Source organism: Geitlerinema sp. CS-897 (assembly GCF_028368005.1).
Lineage (GTDB): Bacteria > Cyanobacteriota > Cyanobacteriia > Cyanobacteriales > Geitlerinemataceae > Baaleninema > Baaleninema simplex.
On sequence record NZ_JAQNCQ010000051.1, the window covers coordinates 1 to 11,069 of the forward strand.

Genomic DNA, 11,069 nt, shown 5'->3' on the forward strand with positions numbered 1-11,069 from the left:
GGCTTCGTAGGTGACGCTGGTTCCGCCGCGTCCGAGGGGGCGAACGATGCGATAGCGATCGGCGACGATGTCTTCGCTGCGGTGTAAGTCGTCCATTTCCATCTCAAACGCGGCTACGATCCCGATTCTGGTTATAGCGCAGGATTAAAAATGTTAACAAACGTATCCAAATTTTGCCGGGAGCGATCGCCATTGTACGATCTCTACCGTTCTACGATTTTGAGAAAAAACGCTGAATCACCCAAAAAACTTACAATTTCAAGAAGTTTGACGGTCGAGATTTTAGCAAATCGCGATCGCCTGACAGTATTAAAAAACGTATCTAAATTTAAAGCTCCGTTACGATTTCGGGGTGTGGGGATCGATTGGGAGAATTCCAGTGATACCTTGAGGAAACTGAAATTTCAGTGTGAATTGTCGTTTAAAAACGCCGCGTCCGGCGAGTTGAGAAATGTACGATAAAAACACGCAAAAAGATCCCGTCGTCGCTGCTGTCACCGCCGGATTGGGAGCCGGTGTCGCCACGTCGTTCGCTGTCAGCCAAGGACAAAGTCCGTGGGTCGCCCTCGGAATTACCGCCTTCGCCGTCGTCGTGACCTTGTTAATCGATCGCGCGGGCTTGATTTAGGAAAATTGTTCGACTCCATTTAACTGGCGTTTGGGGAACGAGCGCCACAACTTGCGAAACTCCGTGCCATACTATGGGTGTTTCTCGCGGCCGTTTCTCGCGAAATCCCGAGTGTGGCTGTTTTTTTTCGCAAGTTCGATGAAGGATATGGCTGTTTTTGCAGGCTTAACCCTCGTTCGCTGCTGTCCTCAATTCCCCAAGCAGGGCGGCGGGAACCCCAAAACACTTCCGTTCGGCGTCGCGTTCGCCCTGTCGAGTTGGGTCGTTTTGGCCGAACCGGGGGTATCGCAGACGTTTCGCTCTCTTCCCCCCTCAAACGCTGCGGCTGAAGTCGAGACGCGTTTGGCGCAAACGCAACGGCCGACGCTCGAATTCGGCGATCGCGGTTCGGACGTTTTCGACCTCCAACAGCGGTTGTTCGAGCTGGGGTATTTAAAAGAACAGCCGACTGGAGTGTTTGGCATTTTAACCCAAGACGCCGTTTTGAACTTCCAAAACGATAACGGTTTACTGGTTGACGGTGTCGTCGGCGATACGACTTGGGATGTCTTACTGCGCCTGTCGTCGTTCGTCCCGAGTCCCGTCGGCGTTTTTCCCCAAGACATCTGGCCTTATGGCGATACGCTGGTTTTACGACCGGGCGATCGCGGCGAATTCGTCAGAACGCTACAAGCCGCCCTCAACGAAATCGGTATCGGTCGAGTCGTCAGAACGGGGGGAATCGACGAAGATGGGGTTTACGGGTCGCAAACCGAAGACGCCGTCGCGGTATTTCAGCAAATTTACAACATCGACGCCCCCATTCCTGGAGAAGTCGATACGACGACGGCCACTTATCTACAACGGATTTTAGAAGGTTCGCTCGATCTCGTCGGACGGCCGGGTGCTTACAGCTTAGCGCAGGGAGATTCGGGGTTTTTGGTCTGGGAACTGCAACGGGTGCTGTCGGAAACGCCGCAGGAGTTCGCCCCCACTTTGACCTACTACAGCGGACCTTTAAACGGTCAGTTCGATTTTGCCACCGAACGGGCAGTTCGTCAGTTTCAACGGGACAATCGTTTGTTGCAAACGGGAGTGGCGAACCAAGAAACTTTGGAAGTGTTGTTTGAAAACCACAATTACGTGGTCGTCGTCCCCTTGTCTCGCAACCGATCGCTTGCTGATTCCCTCGACGACGTGCGAGAGGCGATCGCGGATCTCGATTGGTTTTACAACTTCAACATTCGCGAGTTGACTTTGTTCGACGATAGCCGCGGCCCTTACGTTCAGGTGGGACAGTACCGAGTGCGATCGGACGCCCAGGCGAGAGTGGACGATTTGCGAGACGAGGGACTCTCAGACGCGCGAGTGGTGTATTTCCGCAATCCCTTCGATCGCCGTCGGATATCGAGGGCGGAATTTGAGGCGCGATACGGGTCTTAGGGGGACGATCGGGTTTTCTCGATTTCTTAATTTACGACGTTCCCCGATCGCGCGATCGAGGAACGTTACTCGTAAGCTGATGGGATTTCTACTGATTTAATACCTCTTTTTTATGTTGGGGGGCTGCGACGATACGAGCGACGTCTTCTAACATTTCATCAGACACTCCCATTTCTTTAAGGGTTGTCATCAAATTTTCGGCGATCGCGTCGAAATGCGACTCGTTCAAGCCTTGTTTTTCCACGAGTTCTTTGTGTGCTTCTCGCATATACCGACCGTCATAGCGATCGGTTCCCCCTAAAGCGTAGGTGAGAAAGGCTTTTTGATGCGCCCGTTGTCGAACCATGTCTACATCGGTAAAGAACGATGCAACTCGCTCGTCTTTTAACACGCGATCGTAAAATCGATTTACTGCTACGTCAATGGCTTCTGAGCCGCCGAGTTGTTCAAATACAGTCGTCATGGTTTTTCAATTTCAAGCTTTACGTTGCCCGATTTGGCACGGGTTCAGGCTATCCTGACAGACGATAGGCTGGCTTTGACTTAGGTCAAAACTGAACGAGAAAGATAAATTTTGTTGGATTGCTCGAGGTGTGCATTGAGGCGATCGCCATTTCAACGTTAGGCACTTGAGAGATTGACAAATAAGCAAAAACATGGTAATCGATTGGCAACTTTAGCTGGCAACTTTAGCCGAGCGACTAATCTCTCCATTCCACTCCTGGGAACGCCTTTCCAGCTATAAGCGGGCAGGGGCCCCGCGCTGTACCGCTTGCGGTCAGCGTCGGGAGGAATGCCCGCACGGGTTGATGCCGTATTCATAACCATCCTGTTTGTGAATTACATGAATTTGCGTTTTAGCTGTTAAATCGAGCTGCCTTCCCCCGAAGGGACGCAGGGCGGGAGGGCGTTTTTCTCTCACTCCGGCGATCGCCCCCGTCCACTGTCCGCGATATTTCCCGTTCGGCACGATCGCTCGCACGATGTCGCCTGCCTGCAAACCGTTGACCTGCGCTTTCGTTTTCCTCACGGCGCGGGGGAATCCGTAACGGTCGATGAGGGTACGAAATCTCGTCGAACGACCTTTACTCAAGATCGCCATTGGGGTTTCAGTTGCTAAATGTAGTGATGGCGTCTCTCCTACACAAGCAGCATCGAGCCAGTGAGCTTTCGGTAACCCCAATCGAGTGCGGTTGAACTTGGTCTGTCCGCCTGTTCCCACTTCGACAGGCAAACCCGTCTCTTTCAACTGTTGGTACAGTTTCCACCGAGTCGCGTTGACCGCCGCCGCATCTTTCAATGGGGTTTTGGCCTGTTTTAAAATGCGATTGAGAACGGATGGTTTACCCAACAGAAACTCTCGAACGTCGCGGTTGCCTTTGGACTGGTTGCAGGGACGGCACGACAGGGTGAGATTGGAGACGCGATCGCTCCCTCCCTTCGATTTGGGATGAATGTGTTCGACCTCTAACGGTACGTTCTCAACTCCGCAGTAGGCGCACTTTCGACCCCACTTTTGCAACAGGTACTCCCGAACCTCGTAGCCAAACAATTCGCCTTGCTGGTACTCAGCCCCACTGATTTCAGGGTTTTGGAGTTTCTGGGTGTCGAACCGCACGAGTTCTTGAGAGATCGATGCAATGGGACAAAGTTTTCGTAAACGGTTTACCCACGTCAACGTGGTTTCGACCCGATGGTTGAGAGACGGTGGAAGCCAACCCTTCGGACGGGTGCGGTTGAGAAACCGAGGCTTGCGGTATCGCGTTTGGCGGTTCCGACGATTCCGACGACAGGTACGACGGGTTTCCAATTTCGCTTGAATGCGATCGCCTCGGTGTTGTAATTCTGCGCCCCAAACGAGTTTGTTGCGATTTACGATGGCGAGTCCGGTGGTTTGGGAGCCGGGGTCTATCTTGAGTTGGCTTTCGGGCGGCACGTCGCCCACAGCACGATTTAAAACGATGGTGAACGGATAGCGCCTGTAAACTGCCGCTTTTCCCTTGGCTAACAGTTCCCTAGCCCGTGCGGGGTGGCACGGTGCGAGGGGCTGTCGCTTCGTATCGAGTACGAAAACGTAGTTGGTTTTAGACATTTCTGTCTACTCCTATCGCTTCGGCGACGTAACGTTTGCCTCGGCAATGTTATCGAGGCTTGTGAGGTCGGTCGCACTGCCTTAACCCGAGTAAAGCTGTTTAACGACCGACGACAGAGCAACAAGCTGGCTAACTTATCGGTGTCGTGACCTCGATAACGTAGTCCGTAAAAGACTTAGCCTGGTCAACTGTCGGGCTTTTCAAGCCCGCACTGTACCCGAAGGGTCAGTGTCGGGTCGTTGACCGTCGTACCCAACCCTCTTCACTCACGGAAACCAAAAACGCCCCGTTCGGACTGAACCGGAGATCGCGCAGGCGAGAACCCATCGCCTCGAAAACGCCAGAAACGCCGCCTTTCCACGTCCACAACCGCACCGTTCCCGCCTCGTCTCCCGTGGCGATCGCCAACCCATCGGGACTTAAGGCGAGACTCGAGATCGGCGCACCGTTGTCAAAAGAGATTAGCGATCGCGCGTCGCCGTTTTCAACTCGCCACACCGTCACCGTTCCCGCCTCGTCTCCCGTCACCAAAATCTCCTCACCAAAGGCGAAATCCGTCGCGGATAGGGTTCTGACATCGACCCCGCGATCGTTCCACAGTTTCAAGGTGCGATCGCGTCCGAGTGTCGCCAAAAGTGCGCCGTCGTCGCTGAAACCCAGCTTTTCAACCCAAGAGCCGTGAACGAGCGTATGCTGGGATTGCAGGCGATCGCCCGCGACCCGATACAGTTCGACTGTTTTGTGAACGTCATCGATCTCGAACGCTTCGTCTGGCGTCGTTAACGCCGCTGCAATTCTCGAACTGTCTCGACTGTATTCGACGACGCGTACCGGAAGACTGTGAGACACCGAATCGAGACGCGTTCCATCGCGTCCCCACAACTCGAGGGAGTAAGCCGCAGCGGTGGCGAGGGTTCGTCCGTCGGGACTGAAACAGACATCCCACACCGAACTGTCGGCGTCAAACTCAAATAAAGGGCGAAACGACAACGTCTGTACGATATCTCGAGAAGGAAGGTTGGGGGACATCGCGCCAGACACGACGGAAACCCCCACCATCCCCACACCCCAAGGAACGATCGCGGCGATCGCACCGAACAGCCACTGACCTCGAATCGTTTTGTCCATCAACCTCAAACTCTCCAAAACGCGTTAGCTTCACCGTAGCCAGGAGATCCCCGAAATCGAGAGAAAAAACGGTCACTTTCTCGATCGCCCCCAACATCGACCGTCAAAATTCAGGTTTTCCCTCGACTTCGATGGAAGCCGAACCCGCAAAACCGCTTTCAAAGCGGGTTGGCTTTCACTCCACCGTCAAAAACCGACGTGAGATTTGCTACTATCAAAAAGGCAATCCTCTCGTAACCCCTAACTAACGTGGAGGATCGAGATTTAGCAGAATTTGGAGGTTAGCGCGACGGCGTGGAGAACTCAAACGCTCTCAACTCAGATCGACTTCGCCTCGCGATCGAACAGTCTCCCGTGGCGATCGCGCTGTTCGACCTCCAGACGCGACTCGTCGCCTGTAGCAATTCATGGCGGAAAGACTTCGGCCTCGGCGATCGCGATCTCGCGGGTTTAAGCTATAAAGACCTCGTTTCCCACACGCCCAAACAGTGGCAAGATGCCTATCGGCGCACGCTACAAGGCTACACCAGTTCCTGCGAACCTCACCTGCTGACGCTTCCCGACGGAACCGCCACATGGATGCAGGGAAAGCTAGCCCCGTGGCGAGACGAAACGGATAGCCTCTGTGGGGTAATCTGGACAACAGAGATGCTCTCCGAAGCCGAACAAGCAGATTTCGGCTGGGGTAACGTGTTTAAACTCTCTCCAGACCTACACTGCATCGCAGGTCTCGATGGCTATTTCAAAAGGCTCAACCCCGCTTGGGAACTCGTTCTCGGATATAGTATCGAAGACTTGAAGTCGCGGCCGTTTGTCGAACTGGTACATCCCGACGATCTCGAACGCACCCTCGAAGCGGCTCGAACCCTCGTTGAAGGGGGCGTCCACGAAACCTTTGACAATCGCTATCGCTGCCAAGACGGTTCTTATCGCTGGTTGCAGTGGACTGCGATTTCTCTGGTCGAACAGCAACTGATCTACGCAGTGGCTCGGGATATCACGCGACGCAAACACACTGAAATCGCCCTGCGGGAAAGTGAAGCTCAACTGCGTAAAAAAGCGAACCATCTGTCTCAAACGCTACAAGAGTTGCGCCAAACTCAGATGCAGTTGATGCAAACTGAAAAAATGTCGAGTTTGGGACAACTCATCGCCGGAGTCGCTCACGAAATCAACAATCCGGTTAATTTTATTTATGGAAACCTGGTTCACGCCAAAGAGTATACCGAAGATATTCTCGGGTTGTTGCAGTTGTATCAAGATTGCTACAGTAACCCGAGTCCTGAAATTCAGGACGAAGCCGACGCCATCGATTTAGAGTTTTTGGTAGACGACTTACCGCAGTTGTTGTCGTCGATGATGGTGGGGGCGAATCGGATTAAGGACATCGTGGCGTCTCTGCGAAACTTCTCTCGCATGGACGAAGCGGAAATGACGCAAATCGATTTACACGAAGGTATCGACAGTACGCTGACGATTTTACAAAACCGCATCAAGGCCAAACCCGACCGTCCTGCGATCGCGATCGTGAAAGAGTACAGCGATCTTCCTAAAATCGAGTGTTTCGTGGGGCAGTTGAATCAGGTATTTATGAATATTATTAGTAATGCGGTCGATGCTCTCGAAGAACGCGATCGCGATCGCACGTATCAAGAGGTCGAAGCTAGTCCGAGTTCGATTCGTATCTGTACTGCCAAACATGGTGATAATGCAGTTAGCATCCGCATTATCGATAACGGTCCGGGGATTGAAGAAACAATTCGCGATCGCTTGTTCGAGCCGTTCTTCACCACGAAACCGATCGGAAAAGGAACGGGTTTGGGACTGTCGATCAGCTATCAAATCATCACGGACAAACACGGCGGAACCCTAACCTGTCGTTCTGTTGAAGGAGAAGGAACAGAGTTTGAGATCGTCATTCCAATCAATCAAATTGATAATTGAGAGGGAACGGGGAACGGGGAATAGGTTTCTTCCCCTCATCCCATCACCCCATCACGCGATCGAATATCCCGCTTCAGTAATCGCCGCTTTGACGGCGTCTTCAGATTGTTGGGTTTCGATCGCCACAGTTTTCTGGTCTAAATCCGCTTCGACTTTGGCGGAGTCGTCGAGTTGGCGAACGGCTTTCGTAATGGTGTCCGCACAAGCCGAACACGCCATGTCAGGAACCTTGAGTTTTAGCATGGGTTGACCTTGTATCTATACGTATCGACATTATCGAGCAACGGCGACGGACTCGAGAATCCCTTTAAACAGAGCCAATCCGTCCGTTCCGCCAACGATCGCATCGGAGGCGCGTTCGGGGTGTGGCATCATGCCTATCACATTTTGTTTGTTATTGCAAATTCCTGCAATATTATTTAACGAACCGTTTGGATTGGCCTCGTCCGTCACCTCTCCCGTCGCAGAGCAGTAACGAAACAGAACTTGTCCGTTATCCTCGAGTTGCGCCAGAGTGTCGGCGTCGGCGTGATAGCGTCCTTCACCGTGGGCGACGGGAAGGACGATAGGGCGATCGCTCCGGTAATATTGCGTCCAGAAAAGATCGGTACGTTCGACTTTTAGCGGGAGGCGATCGCAAATAAAGTGAAGGTTGCGGTTGCGAACCAACGCACCGGGAAGCAATCCCACCTCCGTAAGAATTTGGAAGCCGTTGCAAATCCCGAGGACGTATTTTCCCTGACGGGCGTGTTCGACCACCGAAGGCATAATGGGGGAAAAGCGAGCGATCGCACCACAGCGGAGATAGTCCCCGTAACTGAAGCCACCGGGAATCACCACCACGTCCACATCGCCGAGATCCGTGTCGCGGTGCCAAATTTTACGAGTCGGCTGTCCGAGAATCTCTTGCGTGACGTAGACTACATCGCGATCGCAGTTCGAGCCGGGGAAGACGAGAACGCCAACCTTCATGGGCGAACCTCCTCAGCCATCGCACTGACCTCGAAACGATAGTTTTCGATCGTAGGATTGGCTAAAAGGCGATCGCACATCAAATCGACCTTCTGTCTGGCGTCGGCGTCGTCGTCGGCGTCTAAGGTCAGTTCGACGTACTTTCCAATGCGAACGTCACCGACTCCCTCAACACCGAGTTGTTGCAGTCCCGAGCGAACCGCCGTCCCTGCCGGATCGAGGACAGAGGGTCTGAGGGTAACATAGATTTGAGCTTGATAACGTTGACTCACAGCAATGCCTGGAAAAAGATTAGCAGAGGTGCTACCGCTTACACTTACATGTGACATCCTCCCGACGCTGACCCTACGGGTACAGCGCGGGCTTCCCAACCTCACGATTGGGTATTCCTGCCCCACGCCACTTATCTAGGTCATAGACCCCCGACAGACCGACGCTCGACTCGAATGATGCCGAACCGAGTTCGGCATCCGCTCGCTCGACTTGGCAGGCGGTTTCCGTTCCCCAGAGTCCCTGGGCTACTACGTTCTCTAGTCCACGATGCAAAACCATCTCGGCTGCGGCATGGTCACGATGCGTTCGATACCCACACTCAGGACAATAATGCTCTCTGACCTCCAACCCTTTCCTGACAGTAGCCAGACAGTTGGGACAGGTTTGACTGGTGCCGTTGGGGTCAACCTTGGCAAAGTAGACCCCGCGCTTCCAGCACACCCATTCGGTCAGAGACAAGAATTGTCCAAAAGCAGCATCCACACAATCTTTTCGCAGCATTCCCCGCGTCAACCCTTTGGCGTTGAGGTCTTCTGCAAAGATGGTTTGCGCTTGGTCGCAAAGCTGGTGAGCCGTCTTCAGATGGAAGTCTTTGCGACGGTTGGCAATCCGATGGTACATTCTAGCCACTTCGATTTGCGCTTTTTCCCAGTTCTTAGATCCCTTCTGTTTTCGAGCCGCTCGGCGTTGCAGCAATCTCAGCTTGCGTTGCATCGACTTGAAAAACTTGGGAGACTCCTGGTAGCTGCCATCAGATACGGTCAAGAATCGTTTCAACCCCAGATCGATCCCAATCGCTCGACCGTGGGGCGGAACATCGGGAACCGATACGTCCGACTCGATGGTGACAACAACATACCATTGTGTACCCCGCACCCTGGACAGCACCCTTACCTGCTTCACTTTGAACCCGTCAGGGATGGGGCGATGCAGGTTGATAGACACCTCTCCTATTTTTGGCAGCTTGATAGCAAGTCCATTGATAGGATTGGCTTTAAACTGGGGAAACACAAAGGACTTGAATTGACCAAACTTTTTGAAACGCGGGAACCCATGCCCCCGTTTCTGAAACGCTTCCCAGGTATCATGCAGTCTGCGAATCGTAGTCTGCAACACCTGAGAATGCACCTTACCCAAATACAGAAACTGCTTCTTAGCTTTGGGCAGGTTGTTTTGCTGACGGTGGTAAGACGGAAATGGTTCATCGGCAGGAATGATGTATTCCTTCTCCAGGGAACATCGGTCTACTGGACACTTACGCGAAGCCATCCAGTCTTTGAGTTCGCGCAAAGCGTAATTATACACGCCTCGGCACGTCTCAAGCCACCCCAGCAATTCAGTTTGCTGGGCGGCATCTGGATAGATTCGGTAGGTGTAGTTCATCGTCAGCATACCTACAGCTTACCACAGACGATATCTAATGGTAAATGCTTGTCTCGTCCCCATCGAGGGGAATCGACTTTTCAAGGGGAGTCCATGTTGTTGCTGAGCTTGTCGAAGCATCCTGACGCTGACCTTTCAGGTGCAGCGCGGGACTTATAGCTCCCCGAACCCCTCATGAGTTAAGTTACATCTTAAGTTATATCGGATCGAACCCACTCCGAAAGCACTCTAAACAAAGCTGTTACCCCAGAAGCAGGTTCGGCGACAGCGATCGAACTCCGAGTCACGCATTGCGAGGGAACTCCGTTCCGCTTCGCGATCGAAGCAATCCAAAATTGACTAATGAAAATCCGGCGTACCCGCTCCCAAGAAAAAATTCTCGATCTTCTCAATAGCCAAAAGCGATCGCTCTCGGCTCAAGACATCTACGTCGAACTCCGCAAGCGCAACCAGAGTGTAGGCTTAGCCACCGTGTACCGAGCGCTCGAGGCCCTCAAACTCGAAGGTTTAGTACAAGTCCGAACCCTCGCCAGCGGAGAATCGCTGTACTGTCCTCCCCACCAGGACAAACACCATCTAACGTGTTTGCAATGCGGTGAATCGATTCCTCTCGGTGAATGTCCCGTGCGCGATCTCGAAGAACGCCTTCACGCCCAACACCGATTCAAGATCTTTTACCACACCCTCGAGTTTTTCGGACTCTGCGAAAGCTGTCTGCAAGCGGAAAAATCCGTTTGAGGGAACGGGAAACGGGGAACAGTTGATAGTTTCTCCCCATCTACCCTTTTACAGTCACCAGTGTCCTCTTCCCGGTTAACTTGTGAGGGGTTCGATGCCCCGAAAATTGACCCGCCACACAGATTTATCGGAGTTGTATTATAGTGGCAAATAAAGGAGGTGAGGGCGTTGATACACAAAGCGGTCAAAGTCAGAATCTACCCAACTGACGAACAGAAGCAGGCGTTAGCTCAGCACTTTGGCTGCGCTCGTTGGTGGTGGAATTATGCACTCAACCTGTGCAATACAACCTATAAAGAAACGGGTAAAGGATTGACCCGCAAAGCTCTTAACGCTCACCTTCCCAGTCTCAAGAAATCCGAGGAGACTGCTTGGCTATCAGAGTGCTACTCGCAAGTTTTACAAGCGACGACACTCAACTTGACAGCCGCCTTCAAGAATTTCTTTGATAAGCGAGCGAAATATCCTCGCTTCAAGAGCAAAAAGTA

Annotated in this window: 12 protein-coding genes; 5 read left to right on the forward strand and 7 right to left on the reverse strand. The window is 52.7% G+C overall.

Annotated features, from left to right (window positions below):
• Positions 1-451: 451 nt before the first annotated feature.
• Both POG22_RS02725 and POG22_RS02730 read left to right on the forward strand, forming a co-directional pair.
• Complete coding sequence (locus tag POG22_RS02725; RefSeq protein ID WP_017663403.1) at positions 452-628, forward strand: hypothetical protein; 177 nt, start codon at positions 452-454, stop codon at positions 626-628.
• Between the two features lie 147 nt (positions 629-775).
• The gene (locus tag POG22_RS02730; protein WP_498903499.1) at positions 776-2,050 is read left to right on the forward strand and encodes a peptidoglycan-binding domain-containing protein; all 1,275 of its coding nucleotides are present in this window, start codon (positions 776-778) and stop codon (positions 2,048-2,050) included.
• A gap of 88 nt (positions 2,051-2,138) precedes the next feature.
• On the opposite strand, the gene POG22_RS02735 is transcribed toward POG22_RS02730, so the two are convergent.
• From POG22_RS02735 to POG22_RS02745, 3 genes are all read right to left on the reverse strand, one after another.
• Positions 2,139-2,513 carry a group I truncated hemoglobin gene (locus tag POG22_RS02735; protein ID WP_017663398.1) on the reverse strand — a complete coding sequence of 125 codons (375 nt, stop codon included), beginning with the start codon at positions 2,511-2,513 and terminating at the stop codon, positions 2,139-2,141.
• A 315-nt stretch (positions 2,514-2,828) separates the two neighbouring features.
• The gene (iscB, locus tag POG22_RS02740) at positions 2,829-4,142 is read right to left on the reverse strand and encodes an RNA-guided endonuclease IscB (RefSeq protein WP_498903500.1); all 1,314 of its coding nucleotides are present in this window, start codon (positions 4,140-4,142) and stop codon (positions 2,829-2,831) included.
• 226 nt (positions 4,143-4,368) lie between these two features.
• On the reverse strand, positions 4,369-5,271 hold the full coding sequence (locus tag POG22_RS02745; RefSeq protein ID WP_498903502.1) for a WD40 repeat domain-containing protein: 903 nt from the start codon (positions 5,269-5,271) through the stop codon (positions 4,369-4,371).
• Positions 5,272-5,565: 294 nt separating this feature from the next.
• Here POG22_RS02745 and POG22_RS02750 point away from each other — a divergent pair, with 294 nt between their 5' ends.
• Positions 5,566-7,215 (forward strand): PAS domain-containing sensor histidine kinase, encoded by a 1,650-nt coding sequence (locus POG22_RS02750; RefSeq protein WP_498903503.1) that lies wholly within the window; start codon positions 5,566-5,568, stop codon positions 7,213-7,215.
• A gap of 51 nt (positions 7,216-7,266) precedes the next feature.
• Here POG22_RS02750 and POG22_RS02755 read toward each other — a convergent pair whose 3' ends face one another.
• Genes POG22_RS02755 through POG22_RS02770 form a run of 4 tightly spaced genes read right to left on the reverse strand, consistent with a single transcriptional unit; the run spans position 7,267 to position 9,843 of the window.
• Positions 7,267-7,458 (reverse strand): heavy-metal-associated domain-containing protein, encoded by a 192-nt coding sequence (locus POG22_RS02755; protein ID WP_017663393.1) that lies wholly within the window; start codon positions 7,456-7,458, stop codon positions 7,267-7,269.
• A 30-nt stretch (positions 7,459-7,488) separates the two neighbouring features.
• Positions 7,489-8,187 carry a phosphoribosylformylglycinamidine synthase subunit PurQ gene (gene purQ / locus POG22_RS02760; protein WP_498903504.1) on the reverse strand — a complete coding sequence of 233 codons (699 nt, stop codon included), beginning with the start codon at positions 8,185-8,187 and terminating at the stop codon, positions 7,489-7,491.
• Positions 8,184-8,516: a phosphoribosylformylglycinamidine synthase subunit PurS gene (gene purS, locus POG22_RS02765; protein ID WP_498903505.1), complete on the reverse strand. Its 333-nt coding sequence runs from the start codon at positions 8,514-8,516 to the stop codon at positions 8,184-8,186. Before purS ends, purQ begins: the two co-directional genes overlap by 4 nt.
• Positions 8,517-8,532: 16 nt before the next feature.
• Complete coding sequence (locus POG22_RS02770) at positions 8,533-9,843, reverse strand: RNA-guided endonuclease InsQ/TnpB family protein (RefSeq protein ID WP_498903507.1); 1,311 nt, start codon at positions 9,841-9,843, stop codon at positions 8,533-8,535.
• A gap of 342 nt (positions 9,844-10,185) precedes the next feature.
• On the opposite strand from POG22_RS02770, the gene POG22_RS02775 reads away from it, so the two are divergent.
• Together POG22_RS02775 and POG22_RS02780 are read left to right on the forward strand one after the other, a co-directional pair.
• Entirely contained in the window at positions 10,186-10,581 is a 396-nt protein-coding gene (locus tag POG22_RS02775; protein WP_017663390.1) for a Fur family transcriptional regulator, read from the forward strand.
• A 168-nt stretch (positions 10,582-10,749) separates the two neighbouring features.
• Positions 10,750-11,069 (forward strand): RNA-guided endonuclease InsQ/TnpB family protein (locus POG22_RS02780; RefSeq protein ID WP_498903509.1); only part of this gene is annotated, 320 nt, incomplete at its 3' end.